The following is a 24,157-nucleotide window of genomic DNA, read 5'->3' on the forward strand; positions in this document are numbered from 1 at the left end:
ACCACGCCGGGGGCTCCCCGAATCCTTCACGAACACCGGCGGCCGTGCAATCTCTCACTCTGGCCTTCATCAAGGCGTAAGAGTCCTGCACTTCGGGTAGGCACCTCGGACCATGGACCCAGCAGACTGTCAGCAACCGTTGAAACGGGTGGGTCCCGCCGAGGGGCGCACGGTGGCCGAGTTCCGCGCGAACGTCGACGCGTGGCTGCACGGAACCATCGCCGTCAGCGAGGAGCGCCGCGCCGACATCCTGCTGGCCACCGACGAGGCACTGAGCAACTGCGCCGACCACGCGTACCGCGCGCAGGGTGAACCGGGACCGATGACGCTGGAGATGACGCCGGACCCCGGCCAGATTCTCCGGGTGTGCGTCACCGACCACGGTGAGTGGCAGGAGCCCGTGCCCCGTGCCACCCCGACGTCACTGCGCGGCCGGGGCATCCGGCTCATGCGGGGACTGTGCGACGACGTCTCCATCGACGGCCGTCCGGATGGGACGACGGTGTGCCTACTGTTCCGCGACTGCCCGGTCAAGGACGAGAGGTTTGCCGGGCGCGCGGTCCGTCAATAGAGGAGTTCATGGCGGGGTTCGGCGATGCCCTCGGATGGGTCAAGCAGCAGATCTCGGCGCGCGTGCCGACGGCAGACCTCGATCAACGCGACGCCGACTACATCCTCGAGCAGCTCCCGGGTCTGTGGCTCCTGGCGTCGCTGTACTTCCGCGCCGACGTGCGGGGTCTCGACCGCATCCCGACCACGGGTCCGGTGCTGCTGGTCGGCAACCACAGCGGGGGCAACCTGCCGCCCGACACCTTCGTCTTCACCCTCGCCTTCTGCTCGTACTTCGGCGTCGAGCGGCCCTTCTACCAGCTGGCGCACAACCTGGTCGTGTCGATGCCGGGCCTGGGATCGCTGCGCAAGTTCGGCACGGTGGCCGCCAACCACGAGAACGCGACGCTCGCGCTGAAGTCCGGCGCCGCGCTGCTCGTCTACCCGGGCGGCGACTACGAGGTATTCCGTCCGTCCTGGCAGCGGCACGAGGTCGACTTCGACGGGCGCAAGGGGTACGTCAAGCTCGCCCGCGAGGCCGGTGTGCCGATCGTCCCGATCGCGAGCGTCGGCGGTCAGGAGGCGGCACTGTTCCTGGACCGGGGGCAGTGGCTCGCCAAGCTCCTCGTGGTCGACAAGATCGCCCGGCTGAAGAGCGTGCCGATCCTGCTCGCCCCGCCGTGGGGACTCGCGGTCAGCGACATGGTGCCGCGGCTGCCGCTGCCGACGAAGATCGTCATCGAGGTGCAGGACCCGATCGACGCGGAGGACATCGCGAGCAGCGACGACGACGTGATCAACGACAAGGTGCTGGCCAGCCTGCAGTCCGGGGTGGACCGGCTCGCCGCCGAGCGGCGCTTCCCGATCATCGGCTGAGGGGAACCCCATGCGATTGCAGCGCAGTGTCGTCGCCGACGTGGACCGCCACGTGGTGTGGAAGCACGTCAGCGACCCGAACTGCTATCCCGAGTTCATGACCCGGCTGGAGCGCTGGGAGACCGTCACCGAGGGGCCGGTCGGCATCGGGTCGCGCTACACCGTGCACTGGAAGGTGGGCTCGGTGCCGATCGGCGGCGTGATCGAGCTGTCCGAGTTCGACGACAGCCGCGACCTCGCCTGGATCGGCATCACCGGCATCACGATGCGCGGCCGGTTCCGGCTGCGCGACGCCGGTGAGGGCCGCACCAAGATCACGTTCCGGCTGGCCTACGAGGCGCCCGGCGGCCTGCTCGGCCTGATCGCCGACCGCGTTGCGGCCCGCCAGGTCGGGCGCATCATGGACGACACGGTGCGCCGGCTCAAGGACCTGTGCGAGCACTGACCCGTCCGGGGCCCGAGGGCTGCGGGCGTCGGCGCGCGATCGGCTACCGTACGAAGCCGACACAGGAGGTACCCCGATGAGCGCAACCGCGGAACGCGACGTGGTGTTGGACATGGCCGGCCAGGCCGGCTGGCGGCGCCGCAACGACGAGCGCGTCGACTACTTCTCCCGCGACGCCGACGGCGTCCGCGTCCACTGGGGAGAGGGCGATGCGATCTCCGGCGGCGCGCTGTACGACGACGGCATGCTGATGGCCTACACCCGTGACCTCGACACCGTGAAGCGCTGGCTCAAGCGCTGACCGGTCACCCGCGAGAACAGGCCCCCTCCGCAGCGGAGGGGGCCTGACTCGTCTTCGGTGCGGCTCAGGAGGCCTTCGCCGACGCCCCGTCGTTCTTCGCGGACCCCGAGGATGCCTCTCCCGTGCTCCCCGCGGCGGGCTTCGTCGTCGCCGAGGACTGGCCGGGTGCCGTGGCCCCGGAGGTGGCGGCTGCGGGGGTCTCGCTCGCCGAGGTGCTGCCCGTCGACGCCCCGGATCCGGACGGTCCCGAGGTGGTCGGCGTGGGCGCCACCTTGTTGCCGGTCGTGACGTCGACGGTCGTGGTCGGCGTCTTGGCGGGGGTCGTGGCGGGAGTCTTGGTGGGGGCCTTGGCGGGCGTCTGGGCCGGGGCCGAGGTGTCCGTGCCCGAGGTGTCCGTGCCCGAGGCAGTCGCGCCCGAAGCTCCCGACGCGCCGCTCGCCTCCTGGTTGGCGCGCGAGAGATGTTCAGTAGCAACGGGTTCCGTCGACGTGGCATCCGCTACCGACCCGGACGTGGCCGGGGTGGCCTCCTCGGCCGCGGATGCCGGCGCGTCGGTCGGTGTCGCGGCCGCCGGTGTGGTCGCATGCGACGCGGCGGCTCCGCTCGTCGGCTCGGCCGCCGCCCCCGGCATCGCCTCGGCGGCGGGTGCGGTCGCGCCGCCGAGGGTGACCATCGCGGCTGACGGTGTGGGGATGGCGGCGACGTCGGCCGTGGGCGCCGCGGGCGGCGCGATCGCGGTGGCGATCTTCTGCAGCACCTGCTGCAGCGAGTACAGCGGCCCACCGGTGTTGACGTAGAAGCTGCCGTCGGGATTGAAGATCAAGCCCGCCGAACTCAGCAGACCGCCGGCCTTCACGACGAGCCCGGGGGAGACCAGTGGACCCAGGTCGGGGCCGTAGCCGCCGTTGAGCAGCCCGTCGACGATGGTCGCCGGGGCGGTGAGGAGCGCGTTCGCGACGGCGCCGAGGTCGCCGGTGGTCGCGGCGGTGATGACGTTCTGCACGGCCGCCGCGGCAGCGGCGGGCACGCTGATCAGCGGCGCGATGAAGCCGCTGACCGCGAGCAGCGTGTCGAGCGGCGAGGCGGTGAACGCGTTGATGACATTGACGAGGTGGGTCAGCGGCGCGGTGAGCACCGTCTGCAGCGTCGGCAGCAGGTCGGCGGCCGGCAGCGCGACCGCCAACGGGATGCCGAGCAGGGTGTTCACCGCGCCCTCGACGTTGCCGGACGTCAGCTGGCCGACGGCGGTGGCCAGCGTGGCCGGCACGCCACCGAGGGCGCCGGCGATCTCCCCGCCGGTCTGCTGCAGGCCGGTGAGCAGCGTCGTAGCGCTGGAGAGCTGATTGGTGAGGAACTGCTGCAGCAGCTGTCCGGGGCGGGCGTTCTCGGCGAGGGTGCCCGCGTTGGCGATGGCATCCTGCAGCACCTCGCCGTACACCTCGAGCGGGTTGACGGCAGCGGCGAGGCCGACGTCGAGGGCGCGGACCGCCGGCAGGTGCACCTCCGGGGGGTGCACGTCCGGCATCGGCGTGACGGCCGTGGTCGCGAGGACTCCGGCGCCGACGAGAGCGGCACCGGCCGCGGCGCGGGAGCGAACGGCGAGTTGCATGAGGGACCCCTGACTGGTGTGAGCGCCGTCACCGGCGGAACTTACTCGTGAGTAGCATCTCGGAGCAGCGACGACTCAATCACGCGAGCAGTCGCCTGCCCATCGCATGAATGGGTGAGATTTGGGGGCACACGGTGCGGATTCCGTCGTCAACGGTTCGGGTGATGCGTCGGATCGCCGGAGCGGAATCGGTACGCGGTCACGGGCGTTTCCCCGCGTACGACGCCGTCCGACTCCGCGTCGGTGATCGTCGAGACGAGGCGGGCTGTCGATGGCGCGAGTGATCCTGCGGGGACGCAGCGAGGCGATGTCCCGGGCACTCGGCGTCCTCGATCGCGCCGCCCGCACCGGGCAGGGCGCTCTGCTGGTGATCGGCGGCGAGCCGGGCATCGGCAAGTCGGCCGTGCTGCGGGCCATCTCCGAGCAGGCCGGCCGGGCGGGGTTCCTGGTCGGCGCGGGCAAGGCGGAGCAGGGTGATCAGATCGCCCCCGGCGCGCCCCTGCTGGTGGCGTTGCGGTCCGGCACGCGGCCGCTGCTGCCCGCGGAGGCCTTCGCTGGGCTCGCGCCGCTGTACGAAACGCCGCTGTGGCTCGTCGACCGGATCAGCGGGCTGCTCGAGGAGCTGGCCGTCCACCACCCGGTCCTGCTGGTCCTCGACGACCTGCAGTGGGCCGACCATCTCACCCGGTTCGCGCTGCGCGTCCTGCCGGCACGGCTGGCGGGGTCGCCGGTGGTGTGGGCGGTGGCGAGCCGGTGGGCGCCCCGCGACGTGGTCGACGAACTGCTCACCGCGACGGACGACGTCCCGGCGGTCACCCGGATCGACCTCGGACCGCTGGGCGCCGGCGACATCGAGGGCATCGCGTCCGACCGGCTCGGCGCTCGGCCGGACGAGCAGGTCCGCGGTCTGCTCGCCGGCGTGGGGGGCAACCCGTTCTGGGCGGTCCAGGTGATCGACGGACTGACCCGTCGGCACGGTGCCGGCGCCGGCGACCCGATCGCCGGGCTGGCTGCCGGCGTACGCACCCGGCTGCAGCGGCTTTCGGGCACCGCCACCGCACTGGTGCGCCTCGCCGCGGTGTGGGGTCGCCCGCTGGCGCTCCACGACGCGACGGCGCTGCTGCCCGACATCGCCGACGGGCACGTCGCCGCGGCGGCGCGCGAGGCCGTCGACGGCGGGCTGCTCGCCACGACGGCCGGCGGACCGTTCTTCCCGCACGACCTGGTCCGCGAGGCGGTGTACGCCGACATCGCGCCCGCCGAGCGCCGCCGGCTGCACCGGTCGTGCGCCCGCTACGTCCGCGACGGCGGTGGCTCGGCGCTGGCGGCGGCCGGTCACTTCCACGCGAGTGCGCAGCGCGACGACGACGAGGCCGTGGTCGCACTTCAGGCGGCGGCACGCGAGTGCACGGCGTCGATGCCGGATCAGGCAGCCGACTTCGCCCGCCGCGCCTTCGAGCTGATCACGGCGGGACGGCCGTCGTGGTGGGCTGCCGGCGAGTGCGCGGTGGAGACGCTGGTCAACGTGCAGCGCGACGCCGAGGCGCTCGCGGTGGCCGACCGGCTCCTGGGCAGGAGCGATACCGGTGATCTCGGCGCCGGTGATGAGATCCTCGCCCGCCTCGAACTGCAGGCGTGCCGAGCGCTGTGGTGTCTCGGGGACTGCGAGCAGATGGAACGGCGTGCGACGGCGGCGGCTCGTGCGGACGTCTCGGATGCGTTGCGGGCGCGCCTCGCGTCGGCTCGGGCGCTGGCGGCCACCCGCACCCGGGCAGCGGCCGACGCCGAGCGGCTCGCCTCGGCCGCTCGCGACGAGGGCCGCCGGCTGGGTGACGGGTACGCCCAGCGGCTCGCAGTCGTGGCGCTCATCGAGGCGGCGCGCAACCAGGGCAGGCACCGTCGTGCGCTCGATCTGTTCACCGACCTGCGCCGGTTCTCCGACACCGCCTACGAGGCCGAGGAGATCCGCACCCTGCAGCACCTCGACCGCTACGACGACGCCGAGGCGCTGCTCGCCAAGGGGCGTGAGGCGTCCGCCGGCGCGGACGCCCTGCTCCCGTCGATGCTGTACGCGCAGATGTGGCAGGACTTCGACCTGGCGCGGTTCGACGCCGCGGAGGCCGGTGCCGGGACCCTGCTGCGGCTCGCCGACGAGGCCGGCAACGACGGCTACCGGCTGAACGCCCGCGTGGTGCTGGCGGCGATCGCGGCACACCGCGACGAGAACGTCGCGGCCGTGGCCGCACTGCGTCTCACCGCGACCGACGCCGGGGCGCCCGACGTGGACGGCGCGCCGCGGCGGCGACTGGTGCACGGGTGGGCGACCGCGGCCGCCGGCGATCCGGTCGGCGCGGTGGAGATCCTCGCTCCGCTGCTCGCCGCCGACGCGGTGTTCGGCGACCCCTGGCCGTGGACGCCGCCGTGGCCGAGGCTGCTCACCCGCATCGGGCTGGACGCCGGCGATCGCGCGTTCGCCGGCCGGGCCGCCGCCCTGGCCGACGTGGCGGCGCAGCGCAACCCGGGCGTGGCGACACTCGCCGGCAGCGCGCGGCACGCCCACGGCCTGCGCTCCGGCGATCCGGAGGTGCTGGCCGACGCCGTCGCCGTGCTGCGCGGCGCGCCACGACCGCTGCTGCTGGCCGCCGCGCTGCACGACCTGGGGGCGGCGCTGCTCACCGGCGGACGCACCGCGGACGGGACCGCGTCGCTGGTCGAGGCGGCGGAGATCTTCCGGCGGGCGGGTGCAGCGCGCAGCAGTCGCGCGGTCGACGCGGTGCTCGCCGCACACGGGATCCGCGGCGTGCGGATCCGCCATCCGGAGCCGCGACCGCAGTCCGGGTGGGGCGCGCTGACGCCGACCGAGCTGCGGGTCGTCGAGTTGATCGGGTCCGGACACACCAACCGGTCGGCCGCCGAGGAGTTGGGCGTCTCGCCGAACACCGTGAACACACACGTGCGCTCGGTGTTCCGCAAGCTCGACGTGCGCTCGCGGGTGCAGCTGACGATCGCCTACCGCGAGCGGCGATCCTGACGCCCGGCACCTAACGAATGCGTCGCGATCCGGTGTCGAGGCTCGCATCCGGCTCGGCGGCGTGGTCTGGTGGAGGGTGATGCCTACACGCCAGAGCCTCGCCACGGCCGCCGGTGCCGCCCTGCTCGCCGCGGCCGTCGTCACCGTCTCGTCCCACGCCGCCATGCCCCGTGCCGCCGCAGCGCCCGAATCCGACGCCCAGGGGTACGTCGACTCGACCGCACGCTGCGCGTCGCCCAACACGCCGGCCCTCTTCGGCACCACGGATACGTCCCGGATTGCGATCTGCCAGTCCTCGGAGGGCGAATACCAGTACCGCGGTGTCCGAGTGCGGGACGGCGCGCGCCTCATCCTCTCGGCCACCCGCAACGCCGACGGCGCCTACCTCGCGGAGAACGGGCCGATCAGTTACCTGGTGACCGCCAAGTCGCTCGTGGTCAGTGAGGACGAGAAGGTGGTCCGCGAGGAGAAGTGGGTGGACTTCCACGGTTCCGGCGCGGCGGGCACGGGTTCCTCGACACCGAAGTCGGGCACGGGCACGTCGGGCACCTCGGCGCCCACGACGACGTCGGCACCCGCGACCACGTCGACGAAGCTGCCGCCGCCCCTGCCCGCCGAGGTCGGCGGCTGAGCGCTCATCCCGCGGCCGCGAAGCAGCTCCGGTACTCGCTCGGCGTGGTCTTGAGTCCCCGTACGAAGTGGTGCCGGTAGGTCACCGGCGACTCGAAGCCCACCCGGGCGGCGATCTGTTCGATGGTCAGCGAGGATGCCTCGAGCAGCGGCAGACTGGCCTGAATGCGTTGTGCGATGAGCCATTTGATGGGCGTCGTTCCCGTCGCGCTGGTGAACTGGCGCAGATAGGTGCGGCGTGACATCGACGCCTGGGTGGCCAGTTCGTCGAGCGTGATGGGGCGGTCCAGGCGGCCCAGCGCCCACTCCATGCTCGCGGCGATCCGGCCGTCAGTCGCGGGCTCCGGCACGGGCGTCTCGACGTACTGCGCCTGGCCGCCGCCGCGATGCGGGGAGATCACCAGGCGGCGGGCGACGTCGTTGGCCACCTTCGTCCCGTGGTCACGCCGGACGATGTGCAGGCAAAGGTCCAGTCCCGCAGCGCATCCCGCGCTGGTCAGCACTTGGCCGCCGTCGACGTAGAGCGGCGTGGGGTCGACGTCGATGCCGGGATACCGGCGGCGCAGCTCATCGACGTACAGCCAGTGCGTGGTGGCAGGCCGGCCGTCGAGGACGCCTGCGGCCGCCAGGGCGAAGGCGCCCGAGCAGATCGAGACCAACCGGGCGCCGCGCTGCTCGGCGGCCCGGATCGCCTCGATCAGGGCGTCCGACGGCTGCGCCGTCACGTCGCGCACGCTGGGGATCACGACCGTGTCGGCCTCCGCGAGGTCGGCCAGTCCGTAGGGGGTGCGCATGGTGGCCCCGCCGATGGTGCGGAGTTCGGGCGTCTCGGAGCAGATCCGCATCGAGTACCAGGGGCGTTCGATGCCCTCGGAGAACGGGCCGGTGAGTTCGGCCAGCCCGAAGATCTCGGCCGCGAGCCCACTCTCGAAGCCCGTCATGCCGTCGTAGGCGAGGATCGACACGGTGTGCATGGCACTATCTTAGCGATAGGCGGCGCTAGTGACACTTTCGCCGGTGTGGCGCAGCGGGCACGCTCGAGTCATGTTGCACGCACGCCCTTCTCGCCTCGCCCGCTGGCGCCGGCACCCGGCGCTTCGCCTGGTGGTCGACGCCGTCGCCGGCATCCACGCCGGCAACGGCATCCGTCACGGCCTGGTCCCTCGCCCGGGTTCCGCCGCGCGCGCCGATCAGCTCGGCGGCACCTCGTGCTCGTCGCGCTTGGCGGTGTCGAACCGCACGCTGACGCGCTGAAAACCCTTGACCCGCTCCGCTTTCGCCTTGCGGGTGTAGGTGCGTCGGTCGGCGGTGGTGAGGTCGATGTCGTCGGTGAACGGGCTCAGTAGCGAGCGCGGATGCAGTTCGTCGACGCGCACGACGTTGATCTCGGCGCACATCACCAGGCTGATGGACACCAGGAACAGGAAGGCCAGCAGGCCGAGCACCAGGGCGAACACGCCGTTGGTCTGGCTCGCGCTCGACATCACCCGCCCGACGTAGTTGGCGCCGAAGGACTGCAGAAGCTGCCAGATGACGGCTGCGGTGAGCGCCCCGGGAAGCACCTGCTTGTAGGTCAGGTGGCGCGCCGTCGTGACGCGGAACGCGCACAGGCAGATGAGGGCGTTGATCGCCACCGCGCCCACGATCAGGCCGGTCTTGCCGAACCAGCCCAGGCTCTCGATGGCCCGGCCCGCCGCCGAGAGCACCGTCGCGGTGAGCGCTGCCGAGCCCAGTACCAGCAGGAGGAGCAGGCTGCGCAGCCGCGAGCGGATCGGGTCCGGCCGGTTGTTGCGCGGCACCGCCCACACGGTGTCCATGGCGTTCTGCACGGCCTGTCCGACGCCGAGGCCGCCGTACAGGGCGCCGGCGATGCCGACCACGACGGCCAGGGTGCCGCCGCTGAGTTCCTCCGGACGCTGCAGCTGGCTGCCGATCACGGGGAATTGGGCGAACGTCGACTGCACCACCTGTTGCTGCAGCTCGGGATGGCCGACGAGCACCACGCCCAGCACCGTGGTCAGCAGCAGGAGCAGCGGGAACAGCGAGACGAAGGCGTAGTAGGTGATGAGCGCGGCGAGATAGCCGCCCTGGTCATCGACGTACTTGTAGACGACGGCGACGACGAACCCCACGAAGCGGTTGCGCCGCTGCAGTCTGTCCAGCCACCCCACCACGTCCGGCGCTCCAGGTCCGTGGGTCCCCAGGTCGGGGTCCCCGTCATCGGGCCCCTGTACCCACCATGGGGTGACCTCAACCGGGGGGCTCAGCCCTCGTCGTAGCGCGGTCGGGACGTCTCGCCGCCGTCGGGCCCCTCGAAGGCGCGCCCGCGGCGTTCGGCGTCCGGGCTACCGGTGAACAGCGCCGAATCGGCTCGGGCGCCGACGCTGACCGGCTCGCGCCGCTCGTCGGTGGGACGCTCGCCGGCGTGCTCGAGGCGGCGGCGCGGCAGCGCGCCGGGATGGGTGCGCTGCAGCCAGTCGACCATGCCCTCGCGGACGTCGCACCGCAGGTCGAACAACGACGGTGCGTCGGCGGCGCTGACCAGCATCCGGACCCGTACGCATCCGTCGACGGCGTCGGTCACCTGCAGCACGCCGACGCGGCCGTCCCACAGCGGGTTCGCGCGCAACAGCCGGTCCAGCCGAGCGCGCATCGCGTCGAACGGGACGGTGAAGTCGACGTCGAGTTCGGTGGTGCCCAGCAGTTCGGTGGCGTTGCGGGTCCAGTTCTCGAACGGCGTGCTGGTGAAGTAGGCGCATGGCAGCACCAGGCGGCGCTCGTCCCAGAGGTGGACGACGACGTAGGTGAGGGTGATCTCCTCGATCCGGCCCCACTCGTTCTCCAGCACCACCACGTCGCCGACGCGGATCGCGTCGGAGAACGCCACCTGGATGCCCGCGAAGGCCGCTCCCAGCGACGTCTGAGCGGCCAGGCCGGCCACCACGGACAGCACGCCGGCCGAGGCGAACAGCGTCTTGCCGACGTCGGAGAACGCGGGGAACGTCATGAGCGCGGCGGCACCGCCGAGCACGACGACCACGGCGACGGCGATCCGGCGCAGCAGGCTGACCTGCGTACGGATCTTGCGGCGGTGCCGGTCGGCGTCGGTCAGGCCGGTGTCGCCGCCGGCGAACCGGGCGATGGCCTGGCGCTCGGCCACCACGAACAGGCTCGCCACCACCCAGGTGACGGTCGCGATGAGCGCGAGCACCAGGGCGTGATCGACGCCGGCCCGCCATCCGGCGGCGGCGTCCGACGTGCGGCGCAGGGCCATTCCGGCCGCGATCACCATCAGCGTGGCGCGCAGCGGGCGGCGGGTGTGCAGCGCGACGTCGCGCATCACGGTGTTGCGCCGGCCGATGCGCTGCACCAGCCAGGAGAGCATCAACCCCACCGCGTAGGCCACGGCCACGGCACCCGTCACCCATGCGACGGTGGCGAGGACGTGGGAGAGGGAGTCGAACTCGGTCGAGCCGGGCATCAAGCATCTGCTCCTTGATCGGGGTCTGGGGGTCAGGCCGCGACGTTGCAGCAGTGTCTGGCCTTCCCGGCTCCCCCCGCGCATCAAACTCCGACGGTCGATCTTTCCGCGTTCGTGACTCGACTCACAGGTTCGCCGGTGTAGCCGATGCTCCGAATCCCGTTGCCGTGCAATGGTGCTAGTGCTTGGCCGACTTCCCGAACGGCAGCACGTGGACGACGGCGACGACGATCGCACCGATCACCAACCCGACGACCGCCGAGGCGGCGGTGTTGACCAGCCAGCCCAGCACCGCACCGGCGGCGCCGGTGGCGTGGTGCACGGCTTCCTCCCAGTGGTGCACGATCCCGTACGGGCCGTGCCACCCGAGCGTGTCGCTGCCCTGCAGCAGGATGTGGCCGCCGACCCAGAGCATGGCGACGGTGCCGACGCTCGAGAGCGTCGCGAGCACCCGGGGCATCGCCGTCACAAGACCGCGGCCGAACTTCTGGGCGAACGCCGACGAGCGCTGTGCGAGGTGCAGGCCGACGTCGTCCATCTTGACGATCGCGGCGACCACGCCGTACACGGCGACGGTGATGACGATCGCGACCGCGACGAGGATGATCAGTCGGGGCCAGAACGACTGGTCGGCCACCTCGTTGAGCGCGATGACCATGATCTCCGCCGAGAGGATGAAGTCGGTACGGATCGCACTCGACGTCATCTGCTTCTCGGCGTCGGCGCCGCCGGCGGCCGTCGGGGAGGCGTGCGCGTCGTGGCCGTGCGCGCCGGGGCGGACCTTGGCCAGCACCTTCTCCGCGCCCTCGAAGCACAGGTAGGTGGCGCCCAGCATGAGGATCGGGGTCAGCAGGATCGGCGCGAACTGGCTGAGCAGCAGCGCCGCCGGCAGGATGAAGACCAGCTTGTTGCGCAGCGAGCCGATGGCGATCCGCCGGATCATCGGCAGTTCGCGATCGGCGGTGATGCCCTGCACGTACTGGGGTGTCACGGCGGTGTCGTCGATGACCACCCCGGCGGCCTTCGCGGTGGCACGGCCGGCCGCGGCGCCGATGTCGTCGACCGAGGCTGCGGCCAGCCTGGCCAACGCGGCCACGTCGTCGAGAAGCCCGAACAGACCCGCACTCATGGGCCGAAGGTTACCCGCACAGCAGTTTCCCAGTCGGGCGAGTTCGCACCGGTTCAGAGGCCGATCAGCGACTCCAGCCAGCCGCGGGCGAAGTAGACCACGAAACCCGCGGCGACCACCCACAGCAGGGGGCTGATCTCGCGGACGCGCCCGGCCGCCGAGCGCAGCACCACCCAGGCGATGAAGCCGACGCCGATGCCGTTGGCGATCGAGTAGGTGAACGGCATGGCCGCGACGGTCAGGAGCACCGGCATGGCCACCGAGAACTCGGAGATGTCGATGTGCCGCAGCTGCGAGACCATCATGACGCCGACGATCACCAGCGCCGCGGCCGCGACCTCGGTCGGCACGATCGAGGCGAGCGGCGAGATGAACATCGCGGCGAGGAACAGCACGCCGGTGACGACGTTCGCCAGGCCGGTGCGGGCGCCCTCCTCGATGCCCGCGCCCGATTCGATGAACACGGTGTTCGACGACGCCGACGTCGCACCGCCGACGGCGGCGCCCGCGCCCTCGACGATGAGCGACGCCCGCAGCCGCGGGAAGTTGCCCTGCGCGTCGGACAGGCCCGCCTCACGGGACAGGCCGGTGAGCGTGCCCATGGCGTCGAAGAAGTTGGCGAACACCAGCGTGAACACCAGCATGACGGCGGCCAGGATGCCGATTCGCCCGAAGCTGGCCAGGCTGAACTCGCCGACCAGGGAGAGGTCCGGCAGCGCGAACGGCGACCCGGAGAGGGTCGGCACCGACAGGCTCCAGCCGCCGGGCTTTTCGGTGGCCGAGCCGAGGTGCCAGATGGCCTCGATGACGACGGCGACGATGGTCCCGGCGACCAGGCCGATCAGGATGCCGCCGCGGACCTTCCGCACCACCAGGACGCCCGTCACCAGCAGCGTGAGGACGAACACCAGCGCGGGCACCGTGACGATGGAGCCGACGCCGCCGGTCCCGAGGCCCACCGGTGGCGAGGGCACGCCGGTGGACCCCACGAACCCCGCATCGACCAGGCCGATGAACAGGATGAACAACCCGATGCCCGCGGTGATCGCGAGCTTGAGCTGCATCGGCACGGCGTCGAACACCAGGCGGCGCAGCCCGGTGGCGGCGAGCAGCACGATGATGAGGCCGTTGATCACCACCAGACCCATCGCCTCGGGCCAGGTCACCGTGCCGACGACCGTCGTGGCCAGGAACGAGTTGATGCCCAGGCCCGCGGCGAAGGCGAACGGGAGCCGGGCGATGACGCCGAACAGAATGGTCATCACCCCGGCGGCGAGCGACGTGGTGGCCGAGACCTGCGCGAAGTCCAGCCTGTTGCCGTCCACGTCGGCGCTGCTCGACAGGATGATCGGGTTGAGCACGATGATGTAGGCCATCGCGATGAACGTCACCAGCCCGCCGCGGATCTCGGTGGTGACCGACGACTGCCGGGCGGTGATCTCGAAGAAGCGGTCGAGACGGTTCATGGGTGGAACCCTAGGTTCGCCGGGCCGATTCTTCCTCTCTTTGCCGCGTCCCCGGCCGGGCGTGGCGCGCCGTCGCCCGACGAGGCGCGGAGCCCGGCGGTGGCATCCTGGGGTGGTGGGTCTGGTGTTCCGGCTGGTCGAACTGCTGCTGCTCCTGGTGCCGCTGGCCGGGGCACTGTATGCCGGCTGGCGAACCTTCCGGCGGTTCGGCGGCGCCCGCGAGCCGGAACCCGAGGCCGTCGAGGCCCCCGTCCGCGCGGACCGCACCATCGGCGATCAGGCGTCGCAGTGGCGCACCATCACCCGCACGCTCGACGAGCACGCGCGCACCGACACCCGCTGGCTGGACTACGAACTCGACGCCGCCAAGCTGCTCGACTTTCCGCTGATGACCGACGTCGGCGATCCGCGGGTCATGCGGTTCCACAAGGCGAAGCTGCGGGCCGACCTGCTGCGGCCGCTCCGTGCGGAGGACCTGCTCGACGACCGTGCCGCGGCGTCGGACTACCTGGCTGCCGTCGAGGACTACGTGACGTCGTTCGACGCCGCGGAGGCCGAGGCGGTCCGGCTGCGGCGCAGCCGGTTCTCCGAGGAGGACCGGCAGCGGCTGGCGCGGGCGCAGAGCCTGCTGCGGGTGGCCGAGGATCCTTCGGCCACCGCGGGGGAGCGGGCCCGGTCCTACGATCTCGCGGCCCGCGAACTCGAGGGCCTCGTGGTGCTGCCGCAGGCGACCCGCATCGGCATCGAACGGGGAATCGCCGGCGAGCTGGACGGTTAACCGCTGAACGCCGCCCGGAACGCCTCGAGTGCCTGCTCGCTGGGTGCGGAGTTCCACGCCTCCAGGCCGATGGTCCCGGTGAAACCGATGTCGCGAAGGGCGCGGGCGATCGCGGGGTAGTGGATCTCGCCGGTGCCAGGTTCGCAGCGGCCGGGGACGTCGGCGACCTGGATCTCGCCGATGGCGGGACCGCAGCGCCGCACCAGTTCGACGAGGTTCCCTTCGCCGATCTGCGCGTGGTAGAGGTCGAGCATCATGGCGACGTTCGGGTGGCCGACGGCCTCGACGAGCGCCAGCGTGTCCTTCGCCCGCGCCAGCGGCACGCCCGGGTGGTCGACGACGGTGTTGAGGTTCTCGACGCAGAACTGCACGCCGGCGGCGGCGCCGAGGTCCCCGATGCGCTCCAGCGTCCGCAGCGCCGTCAGCCACATCGGACCGGTGGCGCGGTGCCGCGGGCGGGCGGCCCGGCCGTCGACGAGTTCGGCGGTGTGCAGGTTCAGCCGGGTCACCCCGAGTGTCCGGGCGGCCTCGATGCTCTCCCGGGCGGTGCGCACCACCTCGTCGGCGGTGGCGGGGTCGACGAGGTCGCCGCGCAAATAGCCGGTCATCGAGGTGATGGTGGCGCCGGTCGCGGCCAGCGCGTCGAGGTCCTTGTCGTGCCAGCTCCAGATCTCGACGGCGAAGCCGAGTTCGGCGATGCGCTCGACGCGCTGCACGACGGGGAGGTCGCGGAACACCATCTCCGCGCACACCGCCAGCTGGAAGCCGCTCACCGCGCGGCCGACGCGGCGGGGGCGCCGGGTGTCCTGGTCCCCGCGGATTCGTCTGCTGCCGAGTCGAAGTCGGCGGCCCTCGCGTCGGTCATCGTCGTCTCCCGTCATCGCTAGAACGTTCTAGCGGCCACCATTGAAACGGCCGGCGGCGCGGTGCGTCAAGGCTCCGCTGGAACCTTCTAGGCTGACGACGTGGAACGGCCGACGCTCGAAGACGTGGCGCGGCGTGCCGGTGTGTCCCGGGCGCTGGTGTCCATCGTCATGCGGGACGCCCCCGGTGCGGGCGCCGCGACCCGGGAGCGGGTGCGCGCCGCGGCCGCCGATCTCGGGTACCGGCCCGACCCCCGCGCGCGCCGGCTGCGGCAGCTGCGCACCCGGGTCATCGGGGTGACGTTCGCCGCGGGACAGGAGTTCCACGCCGACCTCGTCGACGGCATCTACGAAGCGGCCGACGGCCTGGGCTACGACGTCGTGCTGTCCGGGGTGACCCCGCACCACGACGAGCGGCGCGCGCTGGGCACGTTGGTCGACGACCGGTGCGAGGGCATCGTGGCGCTGGGCCCGGACCTTCCCGCCGGCGACCTCGCCGGTCTCGACGCGCGGGTGCCCGCCGTCGTGGTGGCTCGGCGGGTCCGCGGGGTCGACGCGGTGCGCAGCGACGACGCCGCCGGTGCGGCGCTGGCGGTGCGGCACCTGCTGGACCTCGGCCACCGCCGGATCGTCCACCTGGACGGGGGCCGCGCGCCCGGCGCCGCGGAACGCCGTCGCGGTTACCGCGCCGCGATGCGTGCGGCGGGTGCAGCGCCGGCGCTGCTCGACGGCGGCCTCACCGAGCGCGCGGGCGCTGCGGCGGCGGCCACCCTGCTCGGCGCAGCCGAACCCCTGCCCACGGCCGTCTTCGCGTTCAACGACCGGTGCGCACTCGGCGCGCTCGACGTCTTCATCCGTGCCGGAATTGCCGTGCCGCAACGGGTTTCGGTACTCGGCTTCGATGACAGTCCGCTGGCGCGGTTGGCGCACGTCGACCTCACCACGATCCGGCAGGAGGCCGCCGAGTTGGCCCGTGCCGCCGTGGTGCGCCTCGTGGAACGCCTCGACGGCGCCGCGTCGGCCCCCGTCCCGGTCGACGTGGTCATCCCGCCCGCACTCGTCGTGCGGAGCACCACGGCACCCGCGGCCGGGGAGGTCTGACGTGGCGCTCGATCCCGAACAACTCGCCGCCCTGGCGGCGGTGGTGGCCACCGGCTCCTTCGACGCGGCCGCCGCGAGCCTGCACGTGACGCCGTCTGCGGTGAGCCAGCGCATCAAGGCGCTCGAGCAGCGCGCCGGGCAGGTCCTGATCCGCCGGGAGCGCCCGTGCGTCGCCACCCCGGCCGCCGCGCCGCTGTTGCGGCTGGCCGCGCAGTTCGCGCTGCTGGAGGCCGAGGCGCTCACCGAACTCGGTGGCGAACACGTCGCGCGGCCCCGGATCACGCTCGCCGTCAACGCCGACTCCATGGCCACCTGGTTCGGCGCTGTCTTCGCCCGGCTCGACGCGGTGCTGTTCGACGTGCGCATCGAAGACCAGGACCACTCGGCGCGCCTGCTGCGCGAGGGCGTCGTGATGGGCGCCGTCACCACGGAGCGCACTCCCGTGCCGGGCTGCCGGACCGAGGCGCTCGGCGTGATGCGGTACGTGCCCGCCGCGTCACGCGACTTCGTCGTGCGGCACTTCGCCGAGGGGTTCACCGCCCGGGCCGCGGCCGAGGCGCCGCACCTGGCGTGGAATCGCGACGACGCACTGCAGGACATGTTCCTACGCAGGGTGTTTCGCCGCGCCGTCGCGGCACCGGTGCACTACGTGCCGACGGCGGAGGGCTTCGGCGCGGCGGTGCGGGCCGGTCTGGGCTGGGGCATGTTCCCCCGGGAGCTGGCCGCCGGCGCCGACGACCTCGTCCTGGTGTCCGCGGCGCACCTCGACGTGCCGCTGTACTGGCAGTGCTGGAGGCTCGACAGCGCACTGGTCGACCGGATCAGCGAGGCCGTGCGCGGAGCAGCCGCCGTCCTGGCCGCAGGGGCGGGGCCGTGACGTTTCGGCGTCCGGGAGAGCGGGCACGTAGGGGCCCATGAGCAGGCGCATCGTCATCGCGGGTGGACACGGGAAGATCGCATTGATCCTGGCGCGGTTGCTGGCCGACCGCGGCGACTCGCCGGTGGGGCTGATCCGCAACCCCGATCACGTCCGCGACGTGGAGGACACCGGTGCTCGTGCCGTGGTGATCGACTTGGAGAAGGCGACCGTCGACGAGCTGGCCGAGCACCTGCGCGACGTCGACGCGGTGGTGTTCGCCGCCGGGGCCGGTCCCGGCAGCGGCGCCGAGCGCAAGGACACCGTCGACCGGGGGGCCGCCGTTCTGCTCGCCGACGCCGCGGTGGCCGCCGGGGTCCGCCGCTACGTGATGATCTCGGCGATGGGTGCCGACGCCGAGGTCGATTCGGAGCAGGACGAGGTGTTCGCCGCCTATCTGCGGGCGAAGTCGGCCGCCGACGCGGACGTGCGGTCGCGACCCGAGCTGGACTCGACGATCGTGCGTCCGGGGGGTCTGACCGACGACCCGGCGACCAGCATGGTGACGGTCGCCGAGTCGACCGGGCGCGGCAGCATTCCGCGCGCCGACGTCGCGTCGGTGGTGGTGAGTGCGTTGGACATCGAGCGCACCGTGGGCCAGACCTTCGAGGTCATCGGGGGCGACACCCCCATCGACGTGGCCCTGACGGCGCTCTAGTGCTCCGCGCCGTGCTTGCGGCGACTACGGAGCAGGTGGGCGAGCCACCGGACGTCGAGCAACATGGTTCGATCCTCTCGACTACGCGGACTTGGTGAGAATGGGGAGCAACCGCCGGCGTTCGTCGACGACGTCCGAGAAGTGGTGCAGCGCTTCGGCAACCGAGCGGGTGATCGGCAGCTGCGGATCCTCGGTGTGGGCGATCAGCGCGTGGGCGATCGCATCGCCGGCGACCAGTGACCATTCGACCCCGCGGTCGTAGCAGGCCTGATCGATGGCGTCGAGCAGGTCGACGCCGGCCTTGGCGAAGGCCGTCACCGCGGTCAGGTCCAGGATGAAGGCCTTCTCCGGAATGACGCAGTGCCGTGCGCGCTCGGCGAGGCATTCGACGTTGTGCTCGTCGACGACGCCGGTGACGCTCATGACCGACGCGAGCTGGCGGCACCGGGTGTGCACCTCGGCGCCTGCGCAGTCGATGGCCGGATTGCCATAGCGGAACGGGGATTTCGGAGCTGGAATGCGGGCGGTGATACCCATCTGCAGTCTCCCTTCGTGGCCTCGTCGTCTAGCCCGTGCGGCTTCGGACGGTTCGTCGAGTGTTCGACGTACTCACGAAGTTATTGAGTGAACTTAAGGTACTGGGGAGTCAGCACTAACAAGTTGCTAAGAGTTGGTCGGCCGCCAGCGAACGCGGCGGTCGACGCCGTACGCCCGTCAGCGCGTCCCCTGCGGTCCGGAGTAGTGCTCCCACGGCGAGTAGTCGGCGATCAGCGGATCCTGGCCCGGCCGTTCGGCTTCCGGAACGTGCTGCAGGTTGATCCGGATGCGGTACCAGATCGAACTCGGGCCGCGCATGCCGTCGACGAGGACGTCGACCGGCTCGAGCCGCGCGGCGGCCGCCGGGTACCGGGACTTCCACTCGTCGAGGGCGGCGAGCGCCTCGTCCTTGGTCTTGGTACGCGCCACCTCGATGAGCGGCTTGGTGGAGGTGCGGCCGCCGGCACCGTTGGCCCGCCGGGCACCCTTGGGCGCCTTCTCCGCCGGGCCGAGTTCCTTGGCGCGCTCGAGCAGTGCGTCGAGTCCGCCGGCGGCGTCGTCCATCCCCTCCCAGGGGTCGCCGACGTCGGCGTAGCGGTCCGGCACCGTGCGAATCGTGTAGTCCTCGGCACGGCACCCCGGCACCTCGTCCCACCGCAGCGGCGTGGAGACCCGGGCGTCGGGGCGGGAGCGCACCGAGTACGCCGACGCGACCGTCCGGTCCTTGGCGTTCTGGTTGAAGTCCACGAAGACGCCCTCGCGTTCCTCCTTCCACCACTTGGCGGTGGCGATGTCGGGGGCGCGCAGCTCGACCTCGCGGGCGATGGTCTCGGCGGCCAGCCGCACCTGCCGGTAGGGCCAGTGCGGTGCGATGCGGGCGTAGACGTGGAAGCCCTTCGATCCCGAGGTCTTGGGCCAGGCGGTCAGACCGAAGTCGGCGAGGACGTCGCGGGCCACCATGGCGACGTCGACGATCTGCGCCCACTCGACGCCCGGCATCGGGTCGAGGTCCACCCGCAGCTCGTCGGGGTGCTCGAGGTCGCCGGCCAGCACGGGGTGGGGATTGAGGTCGATGCAGCCCAGGTTCACCGCCCACACAAGGTCGGCGGGTTCACGGAGCACCGCTTCCTTGGCCGACGTCCCCGACGCGTACTTCAGCTCGGCGACGTCGATCCAGTCGGGCCGCTTCTCCGGCGCCCGCTTCTGGAACACGGCCTCCTCGGTGATGCCCTTGACGAAGCGCTTGAGGATCATCGGCCGCCCGGCGACGCCGCGCAGCGCCCCGTCGGCGACCGCCAGGTAGTAGTCGACGAGGTCGCGCTTCGTGACGGCGGGATGGGAGTCGGTGTCCGGGAAGACCACCTTGTCGGGATTGGTCACCGCGAGCGTGCGGCCACCCACCTCCACGGTCAGCGGGGTCGCCATGACGTCATGGTAGTGAAGTGACGGTTCGGTGGCGGCGACCGTGCGATCCCGGCCTCGCCGGGACGCCCGTCACATACGCTGGTCGCCATGGTGAACGTCACTGATCTGCTGCCCGCGAAGCTGCGGGACACCGCCGGCCGCTACCTGGAGCGCGGCGCCGCCGAATTGCACTACGCCCGCAAGATGTTCGAGGCAGGGGCATTGAAGCTGGAGGCCCCGCAGACGATGGCGGGGATGGGTGCGGACATCCTGCGCTGGGGCGAGTTCGGCATGATCCCGGCGCTCAACGCACGCCGGACGCCGCACCGCACGGCGATCATCGACGACGAGGGCTCCTGGACGTTCCGCGAACTCGACGAGGCCGCCAACGCGATCGCCCACGGTCTGCTGGAACTCGGCATCCGCAGCGGCGACGGCGTGGCGCTGCTCGCCCGCAACCACCGCTGGTTCCTGGCCGCCTTCTACGGCGCCGCCCGCACCGGTGCGCGCATCATCCTGCTCAACAGCGAGTTCTCCGGTCCGCAGATCAAGGAGGTCTCCGAGCGCGAGGGTGCGCGGCTGATCATCCACGACGACGAGTACACGAAGGCCGTCTCCGCGGCCGAACCCGAGCTGGGCAAGCTGCGGGCGCTGCCGACCAACCCGGACAAGCCCGACGAGCCGTCGGAGAGCACCGCCGAGACGTTGGCCGACCTCCTCGCACGGTCCAGTCGCGAACCCGCGCCGAAGACCGACAAGCACGCCAAGATCATCATCCTCACCAGCGGCACGACGGGAACGCCGAAGGGCGCCAACCGCAGCACGCCGCCGTCGCTGGCGCCGATCGGCGGGGTGCTCTCGCACGTCCCGTTCAAGTCCGGCGAGGTCACGTCACTGCCCGCGCCGATGTTCCACGCGCTCGGCTTCCTGCACGCGACCATCGCCATGATGCTGGGCTCCACGCTGGTCCTGCGTCGCCGGTTCAAGCCGGCCCACGTGCTCGCCGACATCGAGAAGCACGGCGTCACCGCAATGGTCGTCGTCCCGGTCATGTTGTCGCGCGTCCTCGACGAACTCGAGAAGACGAGCCCGAAGCCGGACCTCTCCACGCTGCGCATCGTGTTCGTGTCGGGATCGCAGCTCGGCGGCGAGCTGGCGACCCGGGCGATGAAGGACCTCGGGCCGGTCGTCTACAACCTGTACGGGTCCACCGAGATCGCCTTCGCCACCATCGCCCGGCCGCAGGACCTGTCGAAGAACCCGGCCACCGTCGGTCCGGTCGTGAAGGGCGTGCGGGTCAAGCTCTTCGACGACGACGGCAAGGAGGTCCCGCAGGGCCAGGTGGGGCGGATCTTCGTCGGCAACACCTTCCCGTTCGAGGGCTACACCGGCGGCGGGCACAAGCAGATCATCGACGGGCTGATGTCCTCCGGGGACGTCGGCTACTTCGACGAAGACGGTCTGCTCTACGTCAGCGGCCGCGACGACGAGATGATCGTCTGCGGCGGCGAGAACGTGTTCCCCGCCGAGGTCGAGGACCTCATCAGCGGCCACCCCGAGGTCGTCGAGGCGACCGCCCTGGGTGTGGAGGACTCCGAGTGGGGCCACCGGCTGCGCGCATTCGTGGTGAAGACCGAGGGCGCGACCGTCGACGAGGACGCCATCAAGGCCTACGTCAAGGAGAACCTCGCCCGGTACAAGGTGCCGCGCGAGGTGGTGTTCCTCGACGAACTGCCGCGCAACCCGACCGGCAAGATCCTCAAGCGAGAACTCGCCAAGCACGAGATCGACGGGCAGACCGCGGAGATCAAGGGCCAGGCCGTCGACCCGAACGAGCCGGCCGAGGACGACGAGGAGCAGAAGACCGCCTCGGAGTAGGGGCGCGGCAGCGCCGGAATAGTTCGGCGCGTGCGGTGGTAGTACGTCGGCGTGAACATCGACCTCTCCGGTAGAACCGCACTCGTCACGGGCTCCACGCAGGGCATCGGCTACGCCATCGCCGACGGGTTGGCGCGCAGCGGCGCCCGCGTCGCCGTCAACGGCCGCTCCGCCGAGCGCGTCGACGACGCCGTCGCGCGGCTGCGCACCGACACCGGCGCCGACGTGGTGGGCGCCGCCGTCGACGTGACGAGCGCCGACGGCGTCGCCGAACTGCTCGCGACGCTGCCCGACGTCGACGTGCTGGTGAACAACCTCGGCATCTTCGGCGCGGTGCCGGCCCGCGAGGTCACCGACGAGCAGTGGCGCACGTACTTCGAGGTCAACGTGTTGGCGGCGGTCCGGCTCATCCGGACCTACCTGCCCGGCATGGTGCAGCGCGGCTGGGGCCGGGCCATTCAGATCGCCAGCGACTCGGCGGTGGTCATCCCGGAGGAGATGATCCACTACGGGGTGTCGAAGACGGCGCTGCTGGCCGTCTCGCGCGGCTTCGCCAAGGACGCCGCGGGCACCGGCGTGACGGTGAACTCCGTCATCGCCGGCCCGACGCACACCGCGGGCGTCGAGGACTTCGTCTATCAGCTGGTGGACCGCGAGCTGCCGTGGGACGAGGCGCAGCGCGAGTTCATGCGTGCCCACCGGCCGCAGTCGCTGCTGCAGCGCCTGATCGAGCCGGAGGAGATCGCCAACATGGTCACCTACCTGGCGTCACCGCTGGCGTCGGCCACCACCGGCGGCGCCCTGCGCGTCGACGGCGGCTACGTCGACTCGATCCTGCCCTGACGCGTCGTCACGACGAGACCGCGCAGCTGCCCCGGTCGGCCCATGTGGGTCCCGACGCCGACGGGCGGATGTCGACGTCGAAGATGGCGGTCGGCAGGTACAACGAGCAGCAGGCGTTCGGGATGTCCACGACGCCGCTGACCCGTCCCTCGATGGGCGCGGCGCCGAGCAGCAGGTACGCCTGCGGACCGGAGTATCCGAACCTCTCGAGGTAGCGCACGGCGTTCAGGCACGCGTTGCGGTAGGCGACGGTGGCGTCGTTGTACAGCTGGGTGTCCGATTCGTGGTCGACGCCGATGCCGATGAACGTGACGAACTCCGAGTACCGCGGCTCGACGTTGCCGGGCATCAGGATGGGGTTCGTGGTCACCCCGTAGGTCTCCATCCCGCCCTTGATGAGGTCGACGTGGAAGTCGATGAACCCGCCCATCTCGATGGCCCCGCAGAAGGTGATCTCGCCGTCACCCTGGCTGAAGTGCAGGTCGCCACCGGAGAACAACGCACCCGGCACGTGCACCGGGTAGAACACCCGCGAACCGCGCGTGAAGTTCTTGATGTCGTGATTGCCGCCGTTCTCGCGGGCGGGCACCGTACGGGCGCCGTCGCGGCCGATGGCCGCCAGCACGTCGCCGGTCGCGGTACCGCCGAGCACCGATTCTTCGAGCGGGGGCAGGGCCAGCGCCGGCACGCGGTGCGGGTCGGTGTCGATGAGCGCTCGTTCGCGAGAATTCCATCGCGACAACAGTTCCGGAGACGGTGCCGTGCCGAACAGGCCCGGGTGCGTGATGCCGGTGAACTCGACCCCGGGGATGTGGCGCGACGTGCATTTCTGGCCGGCGAAGTCCCAGATCGCCTTGTACGCGTCGGGGAAGTGGTCGGTGAGGAAGCCACCGCCGTTGTCCTTGGCGAAGATGCCGGTGTAGCCCCAGCCCTGGCCAGGCGCGTCGCCGACCTCCTGCGGGACCGGCCCCAGGTCGAGGATGTCGACCATCAGGAGGTCGCCCGGTTCGGCGCCCTCGACGTAGATGGGTCCGGACAGCATGTGCGCGTGGGAGAGGTCCACGTCGCGAACGTCGTTGGCGGAGTCGCTGTTCGCGATCTGCCCGTCCGTCCACTCGCGGCACTCCACCCGGATCGACTGCCCGGGCTTGACGTGCACGGCCGGCGGAATGTCGGGGTGCCACCGGTTGTGTCCGGGGACGGCCTGGTCCCGCATCGAGCGGGCCTGGTCCACCGAGAAGACGACGTCGGGCATCGGACCTCCTGGTCAGGGGCGGGGGAGACGGGTGTGCCGTGGGTCGCGCGTCACGGCGGTGGCGCGCGGCGAGCGGCCCGGTACCGAGGAGACCACCTCGGGTGCGTCTGCGCTGCGCCCGCTGGCGTCGAGCGCCCGGCGCAGACCGGGATCGAGCGCCGCGAGAGCCGGGCTGCCGAAGATGCGGCGCCCCACCATGCCGCACCGCGGACAGGTCGCCGGGCGGTCGGTCTCGGCCATCGTTCGGACGACGTCGAACGCGCCGCAGGGTGTGCACGCGAAGCGGTACGTCGGCACGGGCACCTCCGTGTTCGGTTGTGGGTCAACCTCAGTGGAGCATGGATGCCGGCGGTGCGCCATCTCCGGGGACGCGCATCGGGTGAACGACACGAGGTCGTCACGCGGTC

At 71.6% G+C, this 24,157-nt stretch carries 23 protein-coding genes and 1 pseudogene; 12 read left to right on the forward strand and 12 right to left on the reverse strand.

All coding sequences use genetic code 11. The features are described from left to right. Positions 1-172: 172 nt before the first annotated feature. The 4 genes from FZ046_RS08285 (at position 173) to FZ046_RS08300 (ending at position 2,171) form a co-directional block, all read left to right on the forward strand. Entirely contained in the window at positions 173-571 is a 399-nt protein-coding gene (locus FZ046_RS08285) for an ATP-binding protein (protein ID WP_170292411.1), read from the forward strand. Positions 572-579: 8 nt separating this feature from the next. Next, on the forward strand, positions 580-1,425 hold the full coding sequence (locus tag FZ046_RS08290; protein ID WP_070353686.1) for a lysophospholipid acyltransferase family protein: 846 nt from the start codon (positions 580-582) through the stop codon (positions 1,423-1,425). A gap of 10 nt (positions 1,426-1,435) precedes the next feature. After that, on the forward strand, positions 1,436-1,870 hold the full coding sequence (locus tag FZ046_RS08295) for an SRPBCC family protein (RefSeq protein ID WP_070353685.1): 435 nt from the start codon (positions 1,436-1,438) through the stop codon (positions 1,868-1,870). A 76-nt stretch (positions 1,871-1,946) separates the two neighbouring features. Further along, on the forward strand, positions 1,947-2,171 hold the full coding sequence (locus FZ046_RS08300; RefSeq protein WP_070353684.1) for a hypothetical protein: 225 nt from the start codon (positions 1,947-1,949) through the stop codon (positions 2,169-2,171). 64 nt (positions 2,172-2,235) lie between these two features. On the opposite strand, the gene FZ046_RS08305 is transcribed toward FZ046_RS08300, so the two are convergent. Next, positions 2,236-3,780, reverse strand: coding sequence for a hypothetical protein (locus tag FZ046_RS08305; RefSeq protein WP_070353683.1), 1,545 nt, complete (start codon positions 3,778-3,780; stop codon positions 2,236-2,238). A gap of 271 nt (positions 3,781-4,051) precedes the next feature. On the opposite strand from FZ046_RS08305, the gene FZ046_RS08310 reads away from it, so the two are divergent. Both FZ046_RS08310 and FZ046_RS08315 read left to right on the forward strand, forming a co-directional pair. Then, complete coding sequence (locus FZ046_RS08310; RefSeq protein ID WP_149484228.1) at positions 4,052-6,811, forward strand: helix-turn-helix transcriptional regulator; 2,760 nt, start codon at positions 4,052-4,054, stop codon at positions 6,809-6,811. A gap of 79 nt (positions 6,812-6,890) precedes the next feature. Beyond that, positions 6,891-7,442 (forward strand): hypothetical protein, encoded by a 552-nt coding sequence (locus FZ046_RS08315; RefSeq protein WP_070355162.1) that lies wholly within the window; start codon positions 6,891-6,893, stop codon positions 7,440-7,442. A gap of 4 nt (positions 7,443-7,446) precedes the next feature. Here FZ046_RS08315 and FZ046_RS08320 read toward each other — a convergent pair whose 3' ends face one another. From FZ046_RS08320 to FZ046_RS08340, 5 genes are all read right to left on the reverse strand, one after another. Next, the gene (locus tag FZ046_RS08320) at positions 7,447-8,415 is read right to left on the reverse strand and encodes a helix-turn-helix domain-containing protein (protein WP_070355154.1); all 969 of its coding nucleotides are present in this window, start codon (positions 8,413-8,415) and stop codon (positions 7,447-7,449) included. Positions 8,416-8,631: 216 nt separating this feature from the next. After that, complete coding sequence (locus FZ046_RS08325; RefSeq protein ID WP_070355153.1) at positions 8,632-9,615, reverse strand: YihY/virulence factor BrkB family protein; 984 nt, start codon at positions 9,613-9,615, stop codon at positions 8,632-8,634. An 89-nt stretch (positions 9,616-9,704) separates the two neighbouring features. Further along, positions 9,705-10,922, reverse strand: coding sequence for a mechanosensitive ion channel family protein (locus FZ046_RS08330; RefSeq protein WP_070355152.1), 1,218 nt, complete (start codon positions 10,920-10,922; stop codon positions 9,705-9,707). 178 nt (positions 10,923-11,100) lie between these two features. Next, the gene (locus FZ046_RS08335; protein ID WP_070355151.1) at positions 11,101-12,051 is read right to left on the reverse strand and encodes a DUF808 domain-containing protein; all 951 of its coding nucleotides are present in this window, start codon (positions 12,049-12,051) and stop codon (positions 11,101-11,103) included. 53 nt (positions 12,052-12,104) lie between these two features. Next, positions 12,105-13,517, reverse strand: a complete 1,413-nt coding sequence (locus FZ046_RS08340; RefSeq protein WP_070355150.1) for an NCS2 family permease — start codon at positions 13,515-13,517, stop codon at positions 12,105-12,107. A 115-nt stretch (positions 13,518-13,632) separates the two neighbouring features. Between FZ046_RS08340 and FZ046_RS08345 the strand changes: the two genes are divergently transcribed. Beyond that, the gene (locus FZ046_RS08345; RefSeq protein WP_070355161.1) at positions 13,633-14,295 is read left to right on the forward strand and encodes a hypothetical protein; all 663 of its coding nucleotides are present in this window, start codon (positions 13,633-13,635) and stop codon (positions 14,293-14,295) included. On the opposite strand, the gene FZ046_RS08350 is transcribed toward FZ046_RS08345, so the two are convergent. Continuing rightward, entirely contained in the window at positions 14,292-15,068 is a 777-nt protein-coding gene (locus tag FZ046_RS08350) for a TIM barrel protein (RefSeq protein WP_176749628.1), read from the reverse strand. The two genes, FZ046_RS08345 and FZ046_RS08350, sit on opposite strands and share 4 nt — an antisense overlap. Before the next feature lie 192 nt (positions 15,069-15,260). Between FZ046_RS08350 and FZ046_RS08355 the strand changes: the two genes are divergently transcribed. Genes FZ046_RS08355 through FZ046_RS08365 form a run of 3 tightly spaced genes read left to right on the forward strand, consistent with a single transcriptional unit; the run spans position 15,261 to position 17,833 of the window. After that, positions 15,261-16,259 (forward strand): LacI family DNA-binding transcriptional regulator, encoded by a 999-nt coding sequence (locus FZ046_RS08355; protein ID WP_070355149.1) that lies wholly within the window; start codon positions 15,261-15,263, stop codon positions 16,257-16,259. A gap of 1 nt (position 16,260) precedes the next feature. Continuing rightward, positions 16,261-17,136: a LysR family transcriptional regulator ArgP gene (locus FZ046_RS08360; RefSeq protein ID WP_070355148.1), complete on the forward strand. Its 876-nt coding sequence runs from the start codon at positions 16,261-16,263 to the stop codon at positions 17,134-17,136. A gap of 37 nt (positions 17,137-17,173) precedes the next feature. Beyond that, a complete protein-coding gene (locus tag FZ046_RS08365) occupies positions 17,174-17,833 on the forward strand; it encodes an NAD(P)H-binding protein (protein ID WP_070355147.1) in 660 nt (219 codons plus the stop codon). 81 nt (positions 17,834-17,914) lie between these two features. On the opposite strand, the gene FZ046_RS08370 is transcribed toward FZ046_RS08365, so the two are convergent. Then, positions 17,915-18,370 carry an STAS domain-containing protein gene (locus tag FZ046_RS08370; protein WP_070355146.1) on the reverse strand — a complete coding sequence of 152 codons (456 nt, stop codon included), beginning with the start codon at positions 18,368-18,370 and terminating at the stop codon, positions 17,915-17,917. A gap of 177 nt (positions 18,371-18,547) precedes the next feature. After that, complete coding sequence (locus FZ046_RS08375) at positions 18,548-19,795, reverse strand: DNA polymerase domain-containing protein (RefSeq protein ID WP_070355145.1); 1,248 nt, start codon at positions 19,793-19,795, stop codon at positions 18,548-18,550. 87 nt (positions 19,796-19,882) lie between these two features. Between FZ046_RS08375 and fadD2 the strand changes: the two genes are divergently transcribed. Further along, positions 19,883-21,652, forward strand: a complete 1,770-nt coding sequence (gene fadD2, locus FZ046_RS08380) for a long-chain-fatty-acid--CoA ligase FadD2 (RefSeq protein ID WP_083298461.1) — start codon at positions 19,883-19,885, stop codon at positions 21,650-21,652. A 51-nt stretch (positions 21,653-21,703) separates the two neighbouring features. Beyond that, complete coding sequence (locus tag FZ046_RS08385) at positions 21,704-22,495, forward strand: SDR family NAD(P)-dependent oxidoreductase (RefSeq protein WP_070355144.1); 792 nt, start codon at positions 21,704-21,706, stop codon at positions 22,493-22,495. A gap of 7 nt (positions 22,496-22,502) precedes the next feature. Here the strand turns inward: FZ046_RS08385 and fmdA are convergent, their stop codons facing one another. From fmdA to FZ046_RS28295, 3 genes and pseudogenes are all read right to left on the reverse strand, one after another. Further along, positions 22,503-23,750 (reverse strand): formamidase, encoded by a 1,248-nt coding sequence (gene fmdA, locus FZ046_RS08390; protein WP_070355143.1) that lies wholly within the window; start codon positions 23,748-23,750, stop codon positions 22,503-22,505. Between the two features lie 12 nt (positions 23,751-23,762). Further along, positions 23,763-23,990, reverse strand: a complete 228-nt coding sequence (locus tag FZ046_RS08395; RefSeq protein WP_246182941.1) for a zinc ribbon domain-containing protein — start codon at positions 23,988-23,990, stop codon at positions 23,763-23,765. After that, positions 23,991-24,110 (reverse strand): annotated as a pseudogene (locus tag FZ046_RS28295) (hypothetical protein); the annotation flags it as partial. Positions 24,111-24,157: the final 47 nt, after the last annotated feature.

This window comes from Mycolicibacterium grossiae (assembly GCF_008329645.1).
In the GTDB taxonomy this organism is placed as follows: Bacteria; Actinomycetota; Actinomycetes; order Mycobacteriales; family Mycobacteriaceae; genus Mycobacterium; species Mycobacterium grossiae.